At 47.0% G+C, this 23,772-nt stretch carries 22 protein-coding genes; 6 read left to right on the top strand and 16 right to left on the bottom strand.

The genetic code is table 11. The features are described 5' to 3' along the window. Positions 1-89 precede the first annotated feature (89 nt). From FTT68_RS10585 to FTT68_RS10595, 3 genes are all read right to left on the bottom strand, one after another. The gene (locus FTT68_RS10585) at positions 90-2,108 is read right to left on the bottom strand and encodes a 2-oxo acid dehydrogenase subunit E2 (protein WP_180057137.1); all 2,019 of its coding nucleotides are present in this window, start codon (positions 2,106-2,108) and stop codon (positions 90-92) included. 2 nt (positions 2,109-2,110) lie between these two features. Next, the gene (aceE, locus tag FTT68_RS10590; RefSeq protein WP_005180803.1) at positions 2,111-4,813 is read right to left on the bottom strand and encodes a pyruvate dehydrogenase (acetyl-transferring), homodimeric type; all 2,703 of its coding nucleotides are present in this window, start codon (positions 4,811-4,813) and stop codon (positions 2,111-2,113) included. Between the two features lie 268 nt (positions 4,814-5,081). Next, positions 5,082-5,765: a M23 family metallopeptidase gene (locus FTT68_RS10595; protein ID WP_005180807.1), complete on the bottom strand. Its 684-nt coding sequence runs from the start codon at positions 5,763-5,765 to the stop codon at positions 5,082-5,084. A gap of 108 nt (positions 5,766-5,873) precedes the next feature. On the opposite strand from FTT68_RS10595, the gene FTT68_RS10600 reads away from it, so the two are divergent. Beyond that, positions 5,874-6,314 carry a hypothetical protein gene (locus tag FTT68_RS10600; protein ID WP_016658741.1) on the top strand — a complete coding sequence of 147 codons (441 nt, stop codon included), beginning with the start codon at positions 5,874-5,876 and terminating at the stop codon, positions 6,312-6,314. A gap of 97 nt (positions 6,315-6,411) precedes the next feature. Here the strand turns inward: FTT68_RS10600 and lpxC are convergent, their stop codons facing one another. The 8 genes from lpxC to gshB all read right to left on the bottom strand — a co-directional run bounded on the left by lpxC (position 6,412) and on the right by gshB (position 15,779). Beyond that, positions 6,412-7,314, bottom strand: a complete 903-nt coding sequence (gene lpxC, locus FTT68_RS10605; protein ID WP_005180809.1) for a UDP-3-O-acyl-N-acetylglucosamine deacetylase — start codon at positions 7,312-7,314, stop codon at positions 6,412-6,414. Positions 7,315-7,438: 124 nt separating this feature from the next. After that, positions 7,439-8,626, bottom strand: a complete 1,188-nt coding sequence (gene ftsZ / locus FTT68_RS10610; RefSeq protein ID WP_005180810.1) for a cell division protein FtsZ — start codon at positions 8,624-8,626, stop codon at positions 7,439-7,441. Positions 8,627-8,786: 160 nt separating this feature from the next. After that, entirely contained in the window at positions 8,787-10,049 is a 1,263-nt protein-coding gene (gene ftsA, locus FTT68_RS10615) for a cell division protein FtsA (protein WP_005180811.1), read from the bottom strand. A 65-nt stretch (positions 10,050-10,114) separates the two neighbouring features. Then, positions 10,115-10,969: a cell division protein FtsQ/DivIB gene (locus FTT68_RS10620; RefSeq protein ID WP_005180814.1), complete on the bottom strand. Its 855-nt coding sequence runs from the start codon at positions 10,967-10,969 to the stop codon at positions 10,115-10,117. A 3-nt stretch (positions 10,970-10,972) separates the two neighbouring features. Continuing rightward, positions 10,973-11,902 carry a D-alanine--D-alanine ligase gene (locus FTT68_RS10625; protein ID WP_016658739.1) on the bottom strand — a complete coding sequence of 310 codons (930 nt, stop codon included), beginning with the start codon at positions 11,900-11,902 and terminating at the stop codon, positions 10,973-10,975. Between the two features lie 56 nt (positions 11,903-11,958). After that, positions 11,959-13,407, bottom strand: a complete 1,449-nt coding sequence (gene murC, locus FTT68_RS10630) for a UDP-N-acetylmuramate--L-alanine ligase (protein WP_016658738.1) — start codon at positions 13,405-13,407, stop codon at positions 11,959-11,961. 12 nt (positions 13,408-13,419) lie between these two features. Then, positions 13,420-14,517: an undecaprenyldiphospho-muramoylpentapeptide beta-N-acetylglucosaminyltransferase gene (gene murG / locus FTT68_RS10635; protein WP_075167283.1), complete on the bottom strand. Its 1,098-nt coding sequence runs from the start codon at positions 14,515-14,517 to the stop codon at positions 13,420-13,422. 323 nt (positions 14,518-14,840) lie between these two features. Continuing rightward, on the bottom strand, positions 14,841-15,779 hold the full coding sequence (gshB, locus tag FTT68_RS10640) for a glutathione synthase (protein ID WP_104513186.1): 939 nt from the start codon (positions 15,777-15,779) through the stop codon (positions 14,841-14,843). Positions 15,780-15,896: 117 nt separating this feature from the next. Here gshB and FTT68_RS10645 point away from each other — a divergent pair, with 117 nt between their 5' ends. After that, the gene (locus tag FTT68_RS10645; RefSeq protein ID WP_016658735.1) at positions 15,897-16,085 is read left to right on the top strand and encodes a DUF3565 domain-containing protein; all 189 of its coding nucleotides are present in this window, start codon (positions 15,897-15,899) and stop codon (positions 16,083-16,085) included. A gap of 143 nt (positions 16,086-16,228) precedes the next feature. Here the strand turns inward: FTT68_RS10645 and FTT68_RS10650 are convergent, their stop codons facing one another. Both FTT68_RS10650 and pyrE read right to left on the bottom strand, forming a co-directional pair. Then, the gene (locus FTT68_RS10650; protein WP_180083971.1) at positions 16,229-16,861 is read right to left on the bottom strand and encodes a hypothetical protein; all 633 of its coding nucleotides are present in this window, start codon (positions 16,859-16,861) and stop codon (positions 16,229-16,231) included. A gap of 93 nt (positions 16,862-16,954) precedes the next feature. After that, positions 16,955-17,605: an orotate phosphoribosyltransferase gene (gene pyrE / locus FTT68_RS10655; RefSeq protein WP_075175540.1), complete on the bottom strand. Its 651-nt coding sequence runs from the start codon at positions 17,603-17,605 to the stop codon at positions 16,955-16,957. Positions 17,606-17,645: 40 nt separating this feature from the next. Here pyrE and FTT68_RS10660 point away from each other — a divergent pair, with 40 nt between their 5' ends. Continuing rightward, a complete protein-coding gene (locus FTT68_RS10660) occupies positions 17,646-18,467 on the top strand; it encodes an exodeoxyribonuclease III (RefSeq protein WP_016658733.1) in 822 nt (273 codons plus the stop codon). Between the two features lie 495 nt (positions 18,468-18,962). Further along, positions 18,963-19,313, top strand: a complete 351-nt coding sequence (locus FTT68_RS10665; protein WP_016658732.1) for a Spx/MgsR family RNA polymerase-binding regulatory protein — start codon at positions 18,963-18,965, stop codon at positions 19,311-19,313. Between the two features lie 96 nt (positions 19,314-19,409). On the opposite strand, the gene FTT68_RS10670 is transcribed toward FTT68_RS10665, so the two are convergent. After that, complete coding sequence (locus FTT68_RS10670) at positions 19,410-19,847, bottom strand: DUF2147 domain-containing protein (RefSeq protein WP_005180835.1); 438 nt, start codon at positions 19,845-19,847, stop codon at positions 19,410-19,412. A gap of 155 nt (positions 19,848-20,002) precedes the next feature. Between FTT68_RS10670 and FTT68_RS10675 the strand changes: the two genes are divergently transcribed. Then, positions 20,003-20,914, top strand: coding sequence for an alpha/beta hydrolase (locus FTT68_RS10675; RefSeq protein WP_168369911.1), 912 nt, complete (start codon positions 20,003-20,005; stop codon positions 20,912-20,914). Between the two features lie 63 nt (positions 20,915-20,977). Here FTT68_RS10675 and FTT68_RS10680 read toward each other — a convergent pair whose 3' ends face one another. Next, complete coding sequence (locus FTT68_RS10680; protein WP_005180838.1) at positions 20,978-21,541, bottom strand: FMN-dependent NADH-azoreductase; 564 nt, start codon at positions 21,539-21,541, stop codon at positions 20,978-20,980. 232 nt (positions 21,542-21,773) lie between these two features. On the opposite strand from FTT68_RS10680, the gene FTT68_RS10685 reads away from it, so the two are divergent. Then, positions 21,774-22,964, top strand: a complete 1,191-nt coding sequence (locus FTT68_RS10685; protein ID WP_016658730.1) for a GGDEF domain-containing protein — start codon at positions 21,774-21,776, stop codon at positions 22,962-22,964. Positions 22,965-22,967: 3 nt separating this feature from the next. On the opposite strand, the gene FTT68_RS10690 is transcribed toward FTT68_RS10685, so the two are convergent. Further along, positions 22,968-23,654, bottom strand: coding sequence for a glutathione S-transferase family protein (locus tag FTT68_RS10690; protein ID WP_005180842.1), 687 nt, complete (start codon positions 23,652-23,654; stop codon positions 22,968-22,970). Positions 23,655-23,772 lie beyond the last annotated feature (118 nt).

Genomic DNA, 23,772 nt, shown 5'->3' on the forward strand with positions numbered 1-23,772 from the left:
AACTCAAGTACCAAAAGCAAAAACCCTGCCGAAGCAGGGTTTTTTCAACTTTGCACGTTCTCTGTCACAGAGAAACACCAAGCGGAGTTTTAGATTAACAAAGTCCGGATATCTTTGAGCAGCTTGGTCAGCTTGTTGGTAAATCTGGCTGCATCTGCGCCATTAATCACACGGTGATCATAAGACAGCGACAACGGCAGCATTAAGCGTGGATCAAAGCCTTCGCCATTCCAGACCGGTTGCATGGTGGCTGGAGAAATCCCCAGAATTGCCACTTGCGGCCAATTCACCAGCGGCGTAAAGGCAGTACCACCAATTGCGCCAAGGCTGGAAATGGTAAAGTTGGCGCCTTGCAGGTCTTTCGGTGACAGTTTCTTGTCACGCGCTTTTTGGCCCAGCTCGCCCAATTCAACTGCAATCTGCTTAATTGATTTTTGATCCGGATTACGCAGTACCGGTACCGTCAGGCCATCTGGTGTCGCTACCGCAATCCCCATATGGATTTCATTACGGAGCAGCACGGACTTACCATCATCAGACAAGTGACCGGCAAACTCGCGCTCTTCTTTCAGCAAGTACGCCACTGCCTTAATGATAAAGGCCATAATGGTCAGGCTGATGCCCTCTTTCTTGAAGTTGCCTTTCAGCTCATTACGCCATGCTTCCAGTTCGGTGATGTCTGCTGCATCAAACTGGGTTACTTGCGGAATGTAGTTGTTTAAAGACAGCTGCGGAATGGACACTTGCTGCAAGCGGGTTAAAGCTTTCTCTTCCACACCACCAAACGCATCGAAACTTGGCAATTTCGGCAAGCCCGATGGTGCTGCTGCCACCGCTGCGGCCGCCGGAGCAGTTTGCGGTGCTGTCAGACGCGACTTCACATAGGCCACCAAGTCTTCTTTCATGACCCGTGCATGTGGACCGGAAGCTTTGACATCGGCCAAGATGACACCCAGTTCACGTGCCAGTTTACGCACTGCAGGACCAGCATATACTTTCGAGTTCGCTGCATTTTGCTCTTTGGTGAGCTTGTCTGCAGTATGTGTACTCGGTACAGCGCTTGAGGCCTGTGCGGCTGGCGCAGCAGGTGCGGCTTTTTGTGCTGGCGCTTCAGCTTTTGCTGCTTGCGGTGCAGGCGCTGTCTGACCTTCCGCCTCAATAGTCACCAAGGCAATGCCTTCTGACACATTCTGGCCCAGCTCGACATGAATCGCCTTGATTACACCCGCGGCGGTACTTGGCACTTCAACCGTGGCCTTGTCCGATTCCACCACAATAATACTTTGATCTTTTTCGACCGTATCACCGACCTGAACCAGAATTTCTGCAACCGCGGCTTTATCAACCCCTAAATCCGGGACCTTCACTTCGACATCACCCGCCGGTGCTGCAGAAGCTGGGGCTGCTGGTTCAGCTTTGGCTTCAGGCACCGCCTGAGCAGCGAGTTGCTGTTCGGCTTGAGCTTGCGCCTGTTTAGCTGCTGGTGCTGCCTCTGCCGTGGTCACAGTCAGAATCAGCACGCCTTCTTTGACGCTATCGCCAACCTGAATCTCAATAGAAGCCACGGTACCCGATACCGTACTTGGCACTTCTACTGTAGCTTTGTCCGATTCCACCACCACAATGCTCTGATCAACATCAATCTGATCGCCGACCTGAACCAGAATTTCACCAACCAGCGCTTTTTCTACACCAATATCCGGCACTTTCACTTCAACGGTTGCAGAACTGCTAGCCGCTGCTGTCTGGTTTTGTGAGGCTGCAGGTTGATGGCTGCTCACTTCCGCAATAATGTCCTGATCAGACAATGAGGTCGGGGTGTTTTCCGACGTTTTTTGCGGTGCATCGGCCAGTTGTGGTTCAACGGCTTGTGACGTTCCATCTTCGGCTTCCAGTTCAATCAGCACCGCGCCTTCTGCGACTTCATCACCCTGATTGACCAGAATGCTTTTCACCACCCCGGCTGAAGTGCTTGGCACTTCAACAGAGGCTTTGTCGGATTCCAGCAACACAATACTGTCATCGACCGCGATGCTATCGCCGACTTTGACCAGAATTTCAGCCACGGTGGCTTTATCTACACCAATATCAGGAGTCGTAATGTGCATGATTAGTTCTCCTCTTTGTAGTCAGCCACAGCGTGCAGCTCAGGCGTAGCCTGTGGTGCCCACGCGACCGGACGGTCGGTATCCAGCTCAAAGCTTGAAATGGCATCTTTGACCAGACGCGCATCAACTTCGCCTTCATCGGCCAGTTTCTTCAAGGTCGCCACCACAATGTGCGCGGCATCGACACCAAAGTAGCTACGCAGGTTGGCACGTGTATCCGAACGGCCATAACCATCTGTACCCAGCGCCACAAACGGACGGCTGTCTGGCAAATAAGCACGGATTTGTTCGCTATAAGCACGCATATGGTCAGTTGCAGATACCACAATACCGTCCGTACCACGCAGCTGTTTCGATACCCACGGCTCTTTGGCTTCTTCCGCCAGCGGATGCAGACGGTTGTATTCTTCGCATGCCATACCATCACGCGCCAGTTCGTTGAAGCTGGTCACGCTGTAGACATTGGAGTGAATCTGGTATTCCTCACGCAGGATTTTCGCGGCTTTAATCACTTCACGCAGAATCACGCCGGAACCAAGAAGCTGAACCGTGGCTTTCTCATCTTCTTCAAGCAGATACATACCACGCTTGATGCCTTCTTCAACGCCCTGCGGCATTTCAGGATGCTCGTAGTTCTCGTTCATAACCGTCAGGTAATAGAATACACGTTCCTGATTGACATACATGCGTTGTAAACCGTCATGGACGATAACCGCCAGTTCATAACCGAAACATGGGTCATAAGAGACACAGTTTGGAATGGTATTGGCCAGAATGTGCGAGTGACCGTCCTGGTGCTGTAAACCTTCACCGTTCAGGGTAGTACGGCCTGCGGTTGCACCGAGCAAGAAACCTTGCGCCTGTGCATCACCGGCTGCCCAGGCAATATCGCCGATTCGCTGGAAACCAAACATCGAGTAGTACATGTACATCGGAATCATTGGCAGGTTATTGGTCGAATAACTGGTCGCCAACGCCGCCCAGGCACTCATCGCACCGGCTTCGTTAATCCCTTCCTGCAGCATGTGACCGTCTTTGGCTTCACGGTAATGCATCAACTGTTCCTGGTCTTCCGGAGTGTATTTCTGGCCATGTGCGGCATAAATACCCAGTTGACGGAACATACCTTCCAGACCGAAGGTACGCGCTTCATCTGGAACAATTGGCACCACGCGGTCTTTAATGGCTTTTTCTTTTAACAGCGCAGAGATCAGGCGCACCATCACCATGGTGGTCGATTGTTCTTTACCGTTTGAACCTTTTAGCACTGCATCAAACACCGACAGCTCAGGAATCGCGAGAGACTCGCTGTCTTTACGACGTGCCGGCAAGTAGCCGCCCAGTGCTTCACGACGCGCCTTCATATATTTAATTTCAGGCGAGTTTTCACTTGGACGATAGAATGGCACTTCTTCCAGCTGCTCATCAGTAAATGGCAGGTTGAAACGGTTACGTACATATTTCAGTGATTCAAGCTGCATTTTCTTGATTTGGTGAGTTTTGTTCACCGCTTCAATTTCTTCAGACAGACCATAGCCTTTTACGGTTTTGGCCAGAATCACGGTTGGCTGACCTTTGGCTTTGGTCGCTTCGGTATAGGCGGCAAATACCTTGTACGGGTCGTGACCGCCGCGGTTCAGATTATCAATATCTTCATCGCTTAAGTTTTTCACCAGCTCTTCAGCTTCCGGATAACGGCCAAAGAAGTGCGCACGGGTGTAAGCACCACCTTTCACCTGATAACGCTGATAGTCACCATCAACCGCTTCTTCCATCACTGCTTTCAGCGCGCCAGATTTATCTTTATCCAGTAGCGGGTCCCAATGACGGCCCCAGACCACTTTAATTACACGCCAGCCTGCGCCGCGGAACAGTGATTCCAGTTCCTGAATAATTTTACCGTTACCACGTACCGGGCCATCCAGACGCTGCAGGTTACAGTTCACCACCCAGATCAGGTTGTCGAGCTTTTCACGACCGGCCAGCGAGATTGCACCCAGGCTTTCCGGTTCGTCCATCTCGCCATCGCCCAGATAAGCCCAGACTTTACGGTCTTCTTCTTTGATCAGGCCACGGTTCATCAGGTATTTTTGAATATGCGCCTGATAGATTGACATGATCGGACCCAGACCCATGGATACGGTCGGGAACTGCCAGTAGTCTGGCATCAGGTATGGGTGTGGGTAAGATGGCAGACCTTTACCACCCACTTCACGGCGGAAATTATTTAAATGCTCTTCCGTCAGACGGCCTTCAAGGAAAGAACGTGCATAGATACCCGGAGCACAGTGACCTTGATAATAGATCATGTCGCCGCCAAAGTTATCGCTATTGGCACGGAAGAAATGGTTAAAGCCGACATCATAAAGGGTGGCAGAAGAAGCAAAACTGGCCAGGTGACCACCAAGGTCATCGCCCGTTTTGTTGGCACGCAGTACCATTGCCAGTGCATTCCAGCGAATCAGGGCGCGGATACGACGTTCCATATCCTGATCACCCGGCATTGGTGGTTGCTCTTCAACGGAAATGGTATTTAAATAAGGCGTATTTAGACGCTGAATGGGAACGTGTTTCGCGATTGCCCGTTGATAAAGTTTTTCTAATAAAAATGCCGCACGCTCGGTTCCCATGTGCTGCAAAACTGAATCAAACGCGTCCTGCCACTCTTGGGTTTCCTGCGCGTCGGTATCACCATAATACGCCATAGTCGGTCATTCCTGAATCCTAATTATATGGTTTATATGTACCATATTTCTGCTTTCTACAGGTATGGCCATCGGTGAATACGACTTTAGACTAGTATTTCGAGAAAAAATATCTATTGACGTTTTATTACCCAAAATAACAAAAAACCGCCAATAGTGGCGGTTTAATATACAGACAATATTCTTTTGAGTGATAATATAATCGTTATAAGGTCTTAATGCATGACGTGCTCAAAAATTAGGCCTTTTGAGCAAAAGCCGCAAGCTGTTAAGGCAGCATTGCCAGGTAAGTCGATGGGTTTTTACGAACGCCGTCTTTTACTACTTCATAATGTAAATGAGGACCGGTACAACGACCTGTACAACCCACGTTTGCAATATGCTCACCTGCAGCAACACGGTCGCCGACACGTGCAATTAAGCGTGATGCATGAGCGTAACGCGTTAAATAGCCATTGCCATGGTTAATTTCAACATATTGACCATAACCTGTACCCCAACCTGATTTAGTTACGATACCCGGGCCAGTGGCATAAATTGGTGTGCCGCTTGGCGCTGCTAAATCTAAACCTGAATGACGTTCAGCACGACCATTCATGGTACGACCGCCATAGTTTGAGCTCACGCGGGCATTGGGTAAAGGATGCGCCACTAACCAGCTATATGGATTAGCGCTATAAGATTTCGCAGAAGACGCTGAACCGTATTTTTTCGCTAAAGATTCGTTGTTTAATTCAACCGTTTTTTCACGCAGTTTGACATTAATTTCAGTTTGCGCCGGAATATTGATGTCTTGTGACTCGCTATAGGTCCCTTGTGCCAGGGTGCGGGTCAATTCTTCAATACGGTCTGTCGATGAATTTTGGCTGTTTAAGTCAACCAGATCAGCAAAAGCCACTGACGCCGCAGAAGCCGCCAAAGAAAACGCTAATAAAATACGTCGCGTATGCATAAAAACCTCATAAAAACTGTTCTTACTCAGAGTTCCTTGGTGATCTCTTCCTTGATCTTCACTGAAAGGAGCGCATAAGATTAAGACATAAACATGAAGGAAATATGTATGTCCGAGCCTTGTAACGTCTTTCGCCAAACAAGAAAACACATAAAAACAGGAAACCTAACGTTTCTCTCAACGCAAGTTGCTGCCTGGCAGAAACTTACTCAAATTATTCAACCCTTGTTGCCCCAACCCGAACTTTGGCAGGTTGTTTGTTATCAGCAAGGGATTCTTACCATTACTGGCACCAATCAGGCGATGGTGAGTCAACTGGCCTATTTGCAAAAACAGTATGTTGCTCAGCTATCACAATTGGCAGAACTTCAAGATTTACACAAGATTCAGGTCCGGTTAAAACCGCAGTTGCAAACGCCCCCAAAACAGGAAAAATCTTCAAGAACACTCAGTACAGAAACCCAGGAAATGCTTCGCGGTGCTGCTGACTTTGTGAGCGACCCTAAGCTTAGCCAAGCTTTGTTACGTTTGGCAAGCAATAAAAAGTAACATTGCGCCAATCTAAAAAATACAAAACCGATAAAAACGAGAATTAGTTCACTTTTTTAGATGTTACATTATAACATCACCAAGGAAAGACAATGACTTATGTCACACTCACATACGGAATTGGACATTGATTGATGTCATCAAATGTTACAATTTCATAGCTGCTTGGATCTTTTTGCACATTCCGTAAGAGCTGGTTATTCAGTGCATGACCCGATTTATATCCATCAAATTTCGCAATAATTTGATGACCGAGCAAATACAGGTCGCCCACCGCATCTAATATTTTGTGACGAACAAATTCATCCGAGAAACGCAGGCCCTCTTCATTGACCACACCGGTGTCATCGACCCCAATGGCATTTTCCAGGCTGGCGCCCAAGGCCAGATTGTTGGCTTTTAAATAATCCAGATCTTTCATAAAGCCAAAGGTGCGTGCTTCACTGACTTCATAGACGAAGGTTTCGGTAGAAAAATCAATGGTGGCAGACTGATATTCTTTTTTAAAGGCGGGATGATCGAAATCGATGGTGAAATTGAGCTGGAAACCGTCATGCGGGGTGAAAATGGCACGTTTATCATCAATTAGCGCTTCGACCGGTTTTAAAATCTTGATGAATTTTTTTGGCGCATCCTGCTCTTTTAAGCCACCCTGCATTAATAAATAGATGAAGGGACCGGCACTGCCGTCCATAATTGGCACTTCAGAGGCGGAAACCTCGATAATCAGGTTATCAATTCCCAGACCCGCCAGCGCACTCATAATGTGTTCAATGGTGCCGACTTTGGCATTGTCCTGAACCAGATTCGAGCACATAAAGGCTTCCTGAATCAGCATGGCATCGGCCGGAATATCGACCGGTGGATTCAGGTCAATACGGCGAAACACGATTCCCCCGTCAGCATGGTGCGGCACAAAGTTAATCATGACTTTCTGTCCACTATGCAGACCTATACCACTCGCTTTCACGACACGTTCTAGGGTACGTTGTTTCAACATGCTCTCAATTCATCTGTATATAAAACCGCTATACGTTAGCATATTTAGCCATTGATAAAAAACAAAAAGGTAGCCATTTGGCTACCTTTTACAAGTTCTGGAATAAAAATCTATATCGTAAAAATTATTTACGTTGTTGATTTTTAAGATATTCCTGAATACTCATTGGCGTTGGACGTGAATTATTGCTGCTGCCTGCAGTCGCATTGATGGCTGGCGCTGCCTCTGCCTGACGCTGAATGGCCGGAACATCATCTTCTTCAACCGGCTGTTGAGCCGTTGCCTGTGCAGACTGCACCACTGAAGAACGCTTGACTGGCTCAACCGCATCGGCTGAATTACGGGTCAAACCGGTGGCAATTACGGTCACGCTGATTTCATCACGCGCATCCGGATCAAATACAGTACCGTAGAATACCTGGCCTTCATCCAGATCGACAATCTGGTTGACAACATCGGTAATTTCTTCAATTTCACCAAAGGTCACGTCATCACCACCGGTCACGTTAATCAGAATACCTTTAGCATTCATGATGGTCACGTTATCGAGTAATGGACTGCGGATCGCCTGCTCTGCTGCCTGACGGGCACGGTTTTCACCACGACCCAGACCGACACCCATCATGGCATAACCACGAGTGCTCATGGCCGTTTTCAGATCGGCAAAGTCAAGGTTGATGTGACCTGGACGTACCACTAAATCAAAGATACTGCGCACGGCATTTAACAGCACGTCATCTGCCTTTTTATAGGCATCTTTCATGGAAATGTCGCGGAATACTTTTAACAAGCGCTGGTTTGGAATGATGATCAGGGAATCAACATGCTGCTCTAAAGCTTCAATGCCTTTTTCCGCAGATTGCAGACGGCGTTTACCTTCAAAGTTAAACGGTGTGGTTACGACACCGACAGTTAAAATGCCCATTTCTTTGGCAATTTCAGCGACAACAGGTGCAGCACCGGTACCGGTACCGCCGCCCATACCGGCAGTCACAAACACCATATCGGTGCCTTCTAACTGCTGGCGAATCAGCTCGCGGCTTTCTTCAGCAGCGGTTTGACCCACTTGCGGATTAGCCCCTGCGCCCAGACCACGGGTACTTTGCTCACCCAGCTGGATTTTGCACTGTGCATTCATGCGGTCCAGTGCCTGTTTATCGGTATTGGCACAGACAAATTTCACACCCTGGATATCTGATTCCAGCATATGCTGTACGGCGTTACCGCCTGCACCACCTACACCAAATACAGTGAAACGGGCTTGACCGTTGTTATCGGTTTGATCATCTTCAAAAAATTCAAATGAGGCCATGACCTTTAGCTTTCCTAATTCATAATTGGCAGTCACTTCAGCCCGTATACTGCCTTGATCTTAATAAAAAATTGTTTTTAAGAATGCTGTCCAACGGCTGCCTTGTCAAGTACAAGCGATAATCCGTACAACTTCCTAACAATATTCCCTAAAAAATCAACTAAAAAATTGATTTCAGTTTTTCGTTGAGTCCTGACCAGGCACGACCTACACGCGCCCAGACCGATAAGGTCTCCGGGTCTTCGGTTTCGACAATGGTGTCCTGACTGTAGCTCTGGCTATACATCAGCACGCCCGCTGCGGTTGCATACTGCGAACGGCGCAAGGCAGCCTGATGCGGTTCATCGGCATAAACCTGTACCGGCGGATTGCCCAAATGCGCAGACACACCCAGGGTGCGGCGTACCAGACTGACCATGCCTTCAATCTGACAGGCATCACCAGCCAGCACCACACCATGATATAAGCCATGAATGGCGCCACTGTTTTCCAGTTCCTGACGGATTTGCGCAAAAATTTCTTCATAACGCGCAATAATAATTTCCGACAGTTCAATCCGGCTGATGGTTTGCGGACCATCAATGCCCTGAATCTGAATCATGTGATCAGGTTTGACCACTTTTAAATCGACGCAACCGTAAAGCAGTTTAATCCGCTCGGCTTCTTCGGTGGTGGTCTGCAATACCGCCGCGATATCACGGGTCACATGCTCACCGCCACGCTGCAGGGTTTGTGACAGCGCCAGACGACCATCCAGATAGACCGCAATATTGGTGGTACCGGCGCCAATATCAACCAGGCACACGCCATATTCTTTTTCATCTTTCAGTAAACTGGCTTCAGCGGTGGCCAGATGCGACACCACCATTTTTTCTACACCAATATTGGCCCCTTTTAAGGCACGGTCCAGATTCTGCATGGTGCTAATCGGCAGCATCATCAGCTGATAATGACCGGTCATGCTATGCGCCGACATACGGATCGGGTTTTGTACCCATTCACCGGAATCATCCAGATCAAAGCCCAACGGCACCGCGCTGACCAGATAATGATCTGAAGTTAAATGGCTGGCTTTGGCCAGATCTAAGGCACGAACCACTTCACTTGTTGTAATTGTGTGGTCACTATTTTCAATCGGGGTACGCCCCGCAGCATAAAAACTTTTTAATTCTGCACTTGGAATAGAAATCCAGGCTGAATGCACCCGGCATTCCGCCATATCTTCTGCTTCTTGAACGGCATTTTTAATGGCTGTAATGACTTTATCGAGACTTACAATTTTTCCTTTATTCATGCCTCGGTTACGAGCGGTAGCCATACCAATCACTTGGATATTGTCTGGCGCGTGTACCTTACCAATCAAAACTGAAACTTTGTGTGTCCCAATGTCAATCGCAACAACCGAGGGAACAGCTTCACTCATTTATTTACTACCATCACATGTTTGTTTAATTAATGGCTTAATGCCTCTATTTTTAAAGCCAAGTATTATGGCTTTGCTGCTATTGCATTCGCAATGCTTGTGTCATCAATCGTTACAACAAAATGACCATTGGCAATTTTTGGTGCCACCGAGTTTTTCCACTGGATCGCCAGACCATTGCGGTAACGCAGGTCAATTGCAGAAATCCTGGACCATACCGGCTTGAAGTCACTTTGCGCCAGATGACTCAGACGCTGCAATTTACTCATGGTCTGATCCTGATCCACAATCACCCGCAGGCCAGAATCAAACTGCATAAACCAGGTCATCCGGTCGGTGAGATATAACTCTTTTAAACGCAGATTCACCGGTAAAAATAACTGGTTAATTTCATTATAGCGACGCATCATCATTTTGGACTGATGCATCGGGCCATGTAATAACGGCAGATGCTGATTATTCTTGGGTGTCACTTCCGAAAACACATCACCGCTGTCACTGAGTAAACGTCCGGTGCCCCAGCGCGCAATCGCATGGCGTGGCATGACCCGTAAACGGATGGCATTCGGCCAGGCGCGTGACACCACCACCCGATCGACCCAGGACAGTTCCAGTGCGGTATCACGAATCTGTTCCAGATCGGAAGTAAAATAGTTATCTGTGACTACTGGCGAAACATGGGTCATGACCTGGCGCAGTTCGGCATTGGAACGGGTACCGACCACGTCCAGTTCAGCCACGCGTGCATCGGTCATGACTTTATATAGACCATAGATTCCTGCTGCCAATACCACAATCGCCACGCACAGCAATACCCATCCACCCAGGTTCGTCAGCTTTTCTTTACGCGTCGGTGGCTTATCGTGAATCGAGGTAATCGCTGCGCGTTTACGGCGCATGGAAGCAGGAAGTTGAGCCATGGCTTAGTGGGTCGCATCCGTTAAGGTTTGTTCAAGAATTGCCACGCACAAGGCATCAAAACTGTAGCCCACCGCCTGCGCGGCTTTTGGCACCAGTGAGTGACTGGTCATGCCCGGTACAGTGTTGACTTCAAGCAGCCAGAAATTGCCTTGTTCATCCTGCATTGCATCAATACGGCCCCAGCCGCTGGCACCTACCGCCTGGAACGCACGCAGGGCCAAGACCTGTAACTGCTGCTCTTCCGACTCGGTTAAGCCACATGGAATGCCGTATTGCACATCATTACGGTTGTATTTGGCTTCATAGTCATAGAACGCCACATCTTTAGGCGGTTCCAGACGAATCACCGGCAAGGCCTGACCATTCAGTAATACAATCGTGAATTCGCGACCGGTAATCCATTTTTCGGCCATTACCACTGCATCATGCTCGGTGGCTTTGGCAATCGCTTCAGCAAAGTCTTCAATACGTTCGACTTTGCTCATGCCAATACTGGAACCTTCATGTACCGGCTTGATAATCAGTGGTAAACCCAATGCAGCGACAATATCAGCCGGGTTTGAATCTTTGGTGACAATACGATACGGCGCTGTTGGCAGCTCGGAACCTTGCCAGACCTGTTTGGTTTTGACCTTGTCCATGCCAATGGCTGAACCCTGTACGCCAGTACCGGTATACGGCACATTCAGCCATTCCAGTACACCCTGAATCTGGCCATCTTCACCGCCGCGGCCGTGCAGGACAATAAAGGCACGATCATAGTTGACCAGTTCGGTCACACTACGATCTTTCGGGTCAAACGCTTCTGCCTGAACGCCTTCGCGCAGCAGCGCATCGAGCACTGCCTGTCCACTATCCAGAGACACCCCACGCTCGGCAGATTTTCCACCAAATAACACGGCAACTTTGCCGAACTTTGAAGCATTTGACACGTTTATATCCTTAAACTTTACACTGAGCGACCAAATTCAAATATCACTTTGGGTGATTATTTTAAATACAATTTATTTTGAGCAAGCTCGATGGAGATTGCTCCTACATTACCCGCACCTTGGGTCAATAATAAATCATTCGGTTGTAACACTTTTTGTACCAGTGTTTCCAGATTGCCTTCAACCGGATCAATCAGGATCGGTTCAACCTGACCACGCAGACGGATACTGCGTGCCAGACTGCGACTGTCGGCACCCACAATGGCTTTTTCACCGGCAGGATACACTTCCAGCAACAGCAGTTGATCGACCTGCGATAACACTTCAACAAAGTCATCAAAACAGTCACGGGTACGGCTAAAACGGTGCGGCTGGAACAACATCACCAGACGGCGGTCCGGATGGCTCTGACGCGCTGCTTTAATGGTGGCTTCCACTTCTTTAGGATGGTGACCGTAGTCATCGACCAGTTTGATGCTGCCACCGTCCAGTTCAAATTCACCTTGCACTTGGAAACGGCGACCTACACCACTAAAGCCTTCCAGTGCACGGCAAATCGCACCATCAGAAACACCTTCATCCGTCGCCACACCAATGGCGGCCAAGGCATTCAGTACATTGTGCAGACCTGGTTGATTCACGGTAACACGCAGTGGCTCGCGGTCTTTACGCAATACGGTAAAGTGGGTACGCATACCGTCCTGATCAACATCGACTGCGCGAATATCATTGTCTTCATTAAAGCCGTAGGTTAGCACCGGACGGGCAATGCGCGGCATAATTTCACGGATGTTGGCATCATCACCACAAACCACTGCCAAACCATAGAATGGCAGTTTGTGCAGGAATTCAATAAAGGTATCTTTTAGCTTGTCAAAGCTGCCGCCATAAGTATCCATGTGGTCGGCATCAATATTGGTGACAATCGCTGCCATTGGCTCCAGATGCAGGAAAGATGCATCTGATTCATCGGCTTCAGCCACAATATAACGGCTCGCACCCAGTGCAGCATTAACCCCGGTACGGTTCAGCAAACCGCCAATCACGTAAGTCGGGTCCAGATTTTCTTCTGCCAGCATACAGGTAACCAGACTGGTGGTGGTGGTTTTACCATGCGTCCCGGCCACGGCAATCCCGTGACGATAACGCATCAGCTCACCCAGCATTTCAGCACGGCGCACCACCGGAATACGGCTCTCGATGGCGGCTTTAACTTCCGGGTTTTCCGGATCAATTGCAGTAGAGACTACCAGTACATTGGCGCCCTGAATATTGTCTGCGCTATGACCAATAAACACCCGAATGCCGTTTTCTTCCAGCTGGGCGGTGGTTTTTGAGGCTTTAATATCTGAACCGGAAACATCATAGCCCTGGTTTTTTAATACCTCGGCAATGCCACACATCCCGGCGCCGCCAATCCCGACAAAGTGGATATGTTTGATACGACGCATTTCAGGCACTTTAATCAGTTCTTTTACTTGATCAGCAGGGATAGATGGAGACATAGTTTACTCGGTTTACAAATCTTGAATTAAAGCAACCACATGTTGGGTTGCATTAGGTTGTGCCTGTTGACGCGCCTTGCTGGCCATTTCAGAGAGCAGTTGGCGGTTCATCAACGGCATTAACAGTTCTTTTAAGCTGTCCGGGGTCATGCTGGCTTGCGGACAGATTTTTGCCGCGCCCGTCTTGGCCAGGAATTGTGCATTGGCCGTCTGATGGTCATCCACAGCGCTTGGCAAGGGCACAAATACCGCAGCCACACCCGCGGTTGCAATTTCCGTAACCGTCAGTGCGCCGGCCCGGCAGATAATCAGATCGGCATCGCTATAGGCCTGTGCCATATCTTCAATAAAGGGTTGCACTTCAACCGTTAAGCTGTCCGGCTTGTTGGCATAACGCGCTCGGGTGCTGTCTGCATGATTTTGCCCACACTGATGATACACATTTAAAGGTACATTCAGCTGTTTTAAGGCTTCAGGGACACGTTCATTCAGTGCCTGCGCGCCCAAAGAGCCGCCAACAATTAAAATACGCAGCGGCAAACCTGCTTTTTCACGTTCCTGATAACGCCAGGATGGGGTGAGAGTCGCGCTAATTTCTTTACGCACCGGGTTGCCAGTGGTGACAATTTTAGTACTGGCCGGAAACGTATCCGGGAACGCCTGACAAACAGTGTTGGCAATACGCGACAGCTGGGTATTGGTAAAGCCGGCAATTGCATTCTGCTCATGAATAATGACCGGAATACCAAGCAGACGTGCGGCCAGACCACCCGGTCCAGCCACATAGCCACCAAAGCCGGCGACAGCCTCTACTTTGTGTTTTTTCATTAACTGCATGGCGCTTAAGGTGGCTTTTAGAATTTTAAAAGGCGCCATCAGTTTGCGTGCCAGCCCGTTACCGCGCACGCCTTGAATATCAATCTGATAAATCGGAATATTCTGGTTTTGTAATAAACGGTTTTCCATGCCTGTAGGCGTTGCTAACCAGGACACATGGATTCCCTGCTGCTGGAGTTCTTTTGCCACGGCTAGGGCTGGGAACACATGGCCACCAGTGCCTGCGGCCATCATCATCACATGTTTAGGCTTGGTTTGCGCTGCATCAGTCACGGTCTAATTCTTCAATCCAAATATGGCTAATGAAAGTTCTTTATAAGCGCTCAATTGTAATCACAATCGTATGAGCTTGAAAGTTTATTTACTTTTTTTCACCAAGCGGCTCATTGTTTTTTTCAACAGTTTTGAAAGTTTAAACTAGTTTTATTATTAATTCACCGAAATTGTTAAGTTTCCTGCATTTTTCACTGAATTATGTCGACTGGTTTTGATTTACAAAATCGCTATAATTTTCTTGCTCAACGCAGTTTTTCAAGCTCAAATCTCGCTTAAGAATACAAAAAGAGCCACCCAAGGTGACTCTTTTGAAAGATAGATTAACGACCGGCTTCCAGTACATCAAACAGGGTATCGGCAATTGAGGTGCCGAACTGGGCATCAATTTCACGGATACAGGTTGGACTGGTCACGTTAATTTCAGTGACATAGTTACCAATCACATCCAGACCGACAAATACCAGACCTTTTTCACGTAAAAATGGCCCGACTTTGGCAGCAATTGCCTTGTCATTGTCGGTCAATGGACGTGCTTCACCCAGACCACCAGCGGCCAGGTTGCCACGCACTTCGCCGTTTTGCGGAATACGTGCCAGACAATACGGAATTGGCTCGCCATTGACCATTAAAATGCGTTTATCCCCTTCTACAATTTCCGGAATATAACGCTGCGCCATAATTGGCTGGGTGCCGTTATTGGTCAGAATTTCAATGGTAGAGCCAATATTCACACCATTCTGATACAGACGGAAAATGCCCATGCCGCCCATCCCATCGAGCGGTTTCACAATCACATCGCCATGTTGCTGAATAAATTCACGAATCAGGCTTTGCTGAGAGGTCACCAAAGTCGGCACCTGCAGCTCCGGGAACTGGGTCGCAAACAGTTTTTCATTACAGTCACGCAGGCTTTGCGGCTTGTTAATAATCCACGCTCCTTCGCGCTCTGCCTGTTCCAGAATATAGGTGCTATAGACAAAGTTCATATCAAATGGCGGGTCTTTACGCATCAGCACCACATCATAGGCTGCGATGGATTCTTTTTGTTTTTCGCCCAGCTCATAATAATGGTTGTAATCTTCAAAGACTTTTAACGGGCTGATTAGACCGAAAGCCTTGCCCTGATCAATATATAAATCTTGTTGTAGTGCATAACCGAGCTCATGACCCCGACGTGCCGCGGCCCACAGCATGGCCATGGTGGAATCTTTTTTCAGGTTCACCGTTTCAATCGGGTCCATCACCACAAGTACGCGCATAATGACTGCTCTTTTAAAATTGCTATAATGTGGAGTATAACGGAGATTCGCTGCCTGTTTTTCTGAATTTGAGTAAAGCTTTGCAGCACTGTATTTGCTGATTTCAGGAAGCTGCCCATGCAACAGCCAATTGTGGGATATCATTTAGATGAAGAAAATCATTGGGTCGCAGAGCTGGCCTGTGGTCATGGCCAGCATGTGCGGCATAATCCACCGTGGCAGAACCGGCCCTGGGTGATGACGGAGCAAGGACGCAAAGAAAAATTAGGGGTGATGCTGGAGTGTAAGAAGTGTGAGGAAGGATGATTTTGTTATTTATTTTTCCTTCTTACTTCATGAATAGACAATCTACGTTCTATTTTTTTAAAAAGATATGCATCCTGATCGATATCTAACTCTTTATTGCGACGTTTTACATAGCTCATATAATTCAACTTTTGTTTTAGCTCCTATTCATTCCAATGAGTTTCTTCTGCTTTTGATTTTTTATCTAAAAATGCAGTTTGCCTATTAATATTTTTACTCATACTTTCTAAAGACTTTTGAATTCCTGCTAATGCTTTGGGAAGAGCTTCTTCAAAACTCTCTCCTAATTTATAAATTTTTAGTTCTGAAGTATCAATTTTATATGTATTCTTATATTTCTTTCCCTTTAAATCCTCATATCTGATCTCAGCATTAAAAATAAGATTAAAGAAGTATTCACTATCTAACTCTTTAGGATTTAAACCAGTAAAACTTAGATAGTCCGTATATTTAGAATCATTCGGTGCTAAATAATTGACTCCCTTAATCATAAAATCTCTTTGCATAAAAACTTTAATAGCTTTTTGAGCAGTAACTAAAAAAGAAGCATCGAGTGAAGGTTCAGGAAATAATTTTATTTTTACGTTATGAGCTCCTCCTTTTCCTACATTTGTAATTTTTAAACGTAAAAAATGGATTCTGTACTCAGCAGGTTCTAACTTAATGTCTATCAATGGTTCGGTTTGAACTTTTCTAAGTTCCCTATTTTCTTTCCAACCCAAAAAAGTCGCTATCGATGCTGCACTTGCAGCAATAGCTGAAAAACTTGCGATCATTAAATTCCAATCTAGATTCATTTTTGTTTTTTATAAAAATAAAGCCCTATCATGGATAGAGCTTTATTAAAAATCAATACGTTGTATTAATTATTAGATCCCATACTTCACACGATAGGCTTCCATCTTCGCCAAAGCCTCTTTTTCACCTTTGGCATCTAGATAATTCATTAAATCTTTCATCGTAATTAAGGCATGTACCGGAATTTCTAGCTCTTTTTGAACTTCTTGAATCGCAGACAAATCACCCTGCCCTTTTTCCTGACGATCTAGCGCGACCAGTACACCGGCAATTGTGGCACCCGCATTTTTTAAAATGGTCACCACTTCACGAATTGCTGTACCTGCGGTAATCACATCATCAATAATCCAGACTTTTTTACCTTCAACCGACGCACCGACCAATACACCACCTTCACCATGATCTTTGGCTTCTTTACGATTAAAGCCCCAAGGCACGCTCACACCATGATTTTGCGATAAAGCCACCGCCGTTGCCGCCACAAATGGAATGCCTTTATAGGCTGGGCCAAAAATCACATCAACATTTTCACATTCTGTTAACTTGGCTGCATAGCCTGACGCCAGTAATGACAAGGCTTCGCCATCATTTAATAAACCGGCATTAAAAAAATAAGGACTCACGCGACCCGATTTTAAAGTAAACTCACCAAATTTAAGCACACCACGTGATAATGCGAGTTCGATAAAAGCTTGAGGGTTAAATGTCGCTTGCGTTGACATGAGGTGCTCCAAAATTCATAAATTGAGGTAAGACCTGCGCATGATACCAAAGAGTAGCTATCCGAGTGATCAAAAAATTCTTCGTGTGGTTTCAATTAACGTCAATGGCCTGCGTTCTTCGGTCAGTAAAGGCCTGCTGGAGTGGATGGAAAAATCAGAGGCTGATGTCATCTGCATTCAGGAAAGCCGTCTGACCCATGCGCAGTGGACTGATAAATTCAAACCGGAAGGCTGGTATACCCATCTGTTCGCAGCTGAACGTCCGGGTTATGCCGGCACCGCCATTTACAGCCGCCTGCCATTTGTGTCTATTCAGGATGGTTTAGGCTTTGAACTGGCCGACTCCCAAGGCCGTTTTGTCACGGCAGAATTTGATTTAGGGCTGGGTTATCCGGTGCATATCTGCTCACTGTATCTGCCATCGGGTTCATCGGGTGAAGAAGCACAAGCCCGTAAAGACCACTTCCTCGAAGAATATACAAAAATCCTGAAACAATGGCGCGATGAAAATAAATCGATCATTGTCTGCGGCGACTACAATATCGTGCATAAACGTATTGATATTAAAAACTGGTCAGGCAACCAGAAATCTTCCGGCTGTTTACCGCATGAACGTGCCTGGCTCGATCATATCTATGATGATCTGGGCTATGTCGACACCTTCCGTGAAGTGCGCAAAGAAGCCGAACTGTATTCCTGGTGGTCGAACCGTGGCCAAGCGCGTGCCAAGAACGTTGGCTGGCGGATTGACTATCATGCCTGCTCACCGGACTGGAAAGCACGTACCGTCAATGCCTGGGTCTACAAAGAGGAATGGTATAGCGACCACGCCCCGGTGATTATTGATTATAAACTCAACTAAAAACCTTCCTATTGAGTGAACAATTGTTCACTCAATAGAGGTTTATTTCCGACATATTTTGTCGTCATTCAGACCTTTATCTGCTTTTTAAATCGGCGCATTATTGCAGCACGGCAAAGGGACAGTGTCAGGATGACAGCAAAGGGACAGGAAGCCGTAGGATGAAAATAAACAAAGCCATGATGGTCTTTGTTTCAAGGATGTGACATCGGACGTTGTAGTGAGACCCGCATAATCAGGATGATTAAATGCGGGTTTTCTACATCTGGGCTTTTATTTTTTATATTGGCTCTTTGCTTTTCGTTTTTTTCTTAGTACGAATAATTCTTCTCAAGTGTTGTCTTGTTTTTCTGCCACTATTATGGCGCGGTAGCGTTGCATTTTAATGACGGTTTAATTTCAGAACCATGAACTCAATATTTATACCCGCTATAGTGCAAAACCAATTTTTTGGTTAATCTCTTGAGCATTGTGTTTCTTGCTGGAATCCGCTTTATGCTTAAAATTTATGGTATTAAAAACTGCAACTCCATGAAAAAAGCCTTTGATCTGCTCAATGAACTGGGCCTGGCTTATGAATTTCATGATTATAAAAAACAGGGGATTGATGCAGAAACGCTAAAACACTGGCTGGATGCTGAAGGTCAGGACAAAATTCTGAATAAAAAAGGCACCACCTGGCGCAAACTGTCGGAAGCGGAACAGGCACAAGCCCTGTCCAGCGAAGCAGATTTAATTGAAGCCTTACGCACTCACAACAGCCTGATCAAACGTCCTGTGCTGGCCACCGCAGACGGCTTTATTGTTGGTTTTGATGAAACCGCCTATCGCGCCTTAAACGGATAAGTTCTTTTTATCTACCTTTTACTTATCCGTTAAAAATCAAAAAGCCTGATGCATCTGCATCAGGCTTTCTGGTTTAATCCGTTTCTATTGGCTGGCTTATTTCACACGAACCCAGGTCTGGTTACGACCCAGCGCTGCTACGCCAATATAGCCACGCAATTGTAATTTCTGCCCGCCATCAGCCAGTTGACCTTTTAACTTGTAGGTTTTACCTGATTGCGGATCCAGAATTGAACCGCTGTCATAGTTGGTACCACCCGAATTCTTTAAACCACGTACAATGGTTAAACCTTTCAAGGATTTGTTTTTGTAAGGTCCTTCACATTTTGTACAGGCATTTTCTTCACCCGGCGTTAAAATGGACTGAATTGTTGCAGTTAACGTGCCATTTTTCTGCTCGGTAAATTTGACGGTTGCTTTTGCTTGCTTGGTTTTGTCATCAATTGTTTTCCAGACAGTACCATTTAGCGGATCAGCAGCATTCGCCAAAGCTGTTAAACCCATTAATCCTAATGCCAGTGCAATTTTTTTCATTTTTTTTGATTCCCTAGTCTAGTGTTAGACAGCCTTAGTATTAAAAAGTCACTACAAATTTGCAATTTTTGAATGTGACCATTTAGTGTAACCTTGTAAATTGTGTTGGTAAATACGCAAGCACAGGCCAAAATCAAGAACAAGATGGAAGAACAATGAAGATCAACCCGTTATTGAAACAAATTTTCACAGAAGGCTTTTTAAAAACCACCATCCGCCTGCCAAGCCAATATAATTTACCGCATAATCCGCTGCGTTTCGCCCTCGAACAGATGTGCCGGCTGTTTCCGACCAATAAAACTGTCGAAGTCCGCGCTTTACGTCTGGCTGGCCTGAAAGCCGAAGAAATCAAGCCACAAGATGAAGCCACCCAGCTGATTTTCTATATTCACGGTGGCGCCTTTTATTTAGGGTCTTTAAATACCCATCGCCCATTTCTGACTGAACTGGCCGCCCGCACCCAGATGCAGGTGATTCATATCGATTATCCGCTGGCGCCTGAAAATCCATTCCCGGAAGCCTTAGAAGCAATTTTTGATGTCTATCAGACCCTGCTGGATCAGGGCGTACAGGCCAAAGATATTTTGCTGGCAGGAGATTCCTGCGGCGCCAATCTGGCGCTGGCCTTAGCCTTAAAAATCCGTGATGAACAGTTACCGCAAGTCAGCGGCCTCATGCTGCTTTCACCATTTTTGGATTTAACCCTGACCAGTGAATCAATTCGTTATAACCGCAAACACGATGCCTTATTGTCGATTGAAACTCTGGAAACCGGGATTCAATACTATGTGCCACCGTCGGTCGATCGTGGTGATCCGCGTGTTTCGCCGCTATTTGATGATTTAACCGATTTACCACCAACCTTGGTGCAGGTGGGTTCTAAAGAACTGCTGCTGGATGATGCGCAGCGTTTTCGTGACAAGGCCGAACAGGCGGGCGTGAAGGTCAGTTTTAAACTGTATACCGGTATGTGGCATAACTTTATTATGTTCTCACCGTGGTTTGATGAAGCCAAAATGGCGCTGGCCGATTTAGCCGAATTTGCCCATCAGCAGGACCGAGATTAAAACACCATAAAAAAAGGTCAGTAGAAACTGACCTTTTTTGTGATTAATGCAGCGCCGTAAAGCTTAGATTTTGGCAATCTGGTCTAATGCCGTAGTAATCGCCTGATCTTTAATATCGCTCATGCTAACCCCTTCAGCACGTACTACTTCAATATCACTGACACCGGTAAAGTTAAACACGGTTTTCAGGAATGCTTCCTGGAAATCAACCGGGCTTTGTTCGCCATAGACACCACCGCGGCTGCTGGCGATATACACTTTCTTGTCACCTGCCAGACCGACCGGGCCATTTTCGGTGTATTTAAAGGTACGACCTGCCACGCTAATCCGGTCAATCCAGGCTTTTAAAGTCGATGGCAGACCGAAGTTATACATGGCTGCGCCCACCACCACGACATCAGCATCTAGATATTGTTGCAGAATCTGTTCGCCTAAAGCGCTTTGCTCGGCATTTTGTCCCATTAAAATTTCAGCGGTTAAATGCGGAATGGTCTGTTCAGCCAGATCCAGATAGTCAACTTGGGCCGCTGTATTTTTCGCCTGTAGCTGGTTCACAATAGCTTTAGACAACTGACGTGATACAGAAGCGTCGCCTAAAATACTCGAGTCGATATGCAAAATTTTCATGGGAGAGAATCCTAAACTGTGATTTTTTCAATAGCGCCATTTTACTGCAGTTTAAAATAGAAATAAGTGATTTAAACAACACACACTGTTGCACCCATGCAACGATATTTTCCCGAAAAGTACAAAAAATAGCCATTACCAATTCTCTAAAATCATGATATGTTAGGTTTTATTAAAATAATTGTATAAAAATGAGACTTTAGACGCTCATTTTTGGGGTCGTGATTCACGCATGAAAAGTCGCATTGCGCACAGTGCTGTGCCCACATTTAAATACAAAGTCACCCGTTATTTACTCGAAAAAGAAGTGGTGATGAACTGGAGCACGTTAAACAAATGTATTCTGATGCTGTTTCTGGGCAGCCTGATGCACGTGATCTGGGCCATCTGGAAAAGTGTGGTATTACTCACCCCGGAACTGTGGCGCTGGGTCAATCTGGCCTTGTTAAAACAGCAGCTGGTCATTAATTTATTCGGACTGTTCGTGTTTATTGGCATGATTGGCATCTGCCACTACTTTCGCAAACAGGACTGGACCCGGCGCTATATGCCCTATATTGCGGTGGCCACCTTTGTGGTCAGTCTGTGCCGCGATGGCTATCTGGTCGGGGTGCTGAGTCCGGCCACTATGGTGACCTATATCAGTCTACCCACGGTCGGTCTGGTGCTGTTTGAACGCAGAATTGTCTATTCGGCCTTAATTCCGGCCACACTGTATCTGGTCAGCTGCGGTTATTTAAGCTTTTTCGGCCAGTTAACCTATGCACCTTTATTTTTATTAACCGACTTTCCTTATAAAAATGGCTTCTGGGTGCTGTCGATGCTGTTTTTTATTGTGCCGATTCTGCTGACCTGCCTGGTGCTGTTTGAAATTCTGCTGAGTCAGTGGCGCTATCGGGAGGCGCTGATTGCACATTTAAGTCAGGTCGATCCGCTCACCAATACCTTTAACCGGCGCAGTATCAACCAGTGTCTGGAACAACTGAACCACAAACAGGCACCCAGTTATGCAGTGATTCTGGTCGATCTGGATCATTTTAAGCAGATTAATGATGAGCATGGCCATCATAAAGGCGATGAAGCCTTGGTCCAAGTCTGTCATGTGCTGGCCGGCCATATCCGCGAGCAGGATGTGCTGGGCCGTTTTGGTGGCGAAGAATTTATTCTGGTCCTGAAACAGGCCACTGCGCACCAGGCCAAACAGGTGGCCGAGCGCTGCCGGCAGGCCATCACCCAGATTGAGCTGTATGATGAACATAACCAGCCGATCCATTTTACCGCCAGCTTCGGGATTGCCTTATCGCACCACAATACCCCTTATGAAAAGCTGCTCAGTCAGGCCGATCAGGCTTTGTATCAGGCCAAAGCCTATGGCCGTAATCAGGTGGTGCTGTATCAGCCGCTGGAACCAGCAGCCTCTTAAGACTTAGCTAGAGGATGGTTCAGACTGATAAGGCTCCAGATAATTGACCCAGTCTTGTTCCTGTTTCGCGGCCTGTTCCCAGGCCTGCATTGCCGGATGTTGCAGCATGGTCTGCATATAATACTGGCTGTCTTCATTCACGGGCAGCGCATAGCTTTTCAAACGCCAGACCACCGGTGCATAAAAGGCATCAGCAATCGAGAAATCACCACAGAGAAAACCGCCTGGGTCCGGACGCTCAGACCAGATCTGACAGACACGGGCTACATCGTCACGTAAATCAGGTTGCTCAGCCCATAACGTCTGTCCGACTTCTGCCAGATCAGCGCGAATATTCATGCCGCAATGGTTACGCAGTGCCTGAAAACCGCTATGCATTTCAGCAGCCAAAGCGCGTGCCCGAGCCCGCTGTGCCCGACCAGCCGGCCATAGCTGGCGCTCCGGAAACTGTTCGGCCAAATATTCACAAATCGCCAGTGAATCCCAGACCATTAGCCCGTCATGTACCAAGACCGGTACCTTGCCATTCGGGTTAATTGCCAGTACATCCTGTTTAAAATGGCCCGTGCCGCGTTCTTTAGGAAAAGGTAACAGCACTTCACGAAACGGCAGTTCAAAAGCAGTAAGGACCAGCCACGGCCGCATGGACCAGCTGGAGTAATTCTTGTTGGCAATGTACAGTTCCATCATGACTCATCCTCCTGTTGTTGTTTTTAATATTCACGATCGCTGGGCAGTGCCACCTGATGAGATCAAGGGATATGGCGCCAAAGCCTATACAAAGCGACTTAAAAGCTAAAGTTTAATG

Source organism: Acinetobacter sp. Q85-2 (assembly GCF_013420555.1).
Taxonomy (GTDB): domain Bacteria; phylum Pseudomonadota; class Gammaproteobacteria; order Pseudomonadales; family Moraxellaceae; genus Acinetobacter; species Acinetobacter indicus.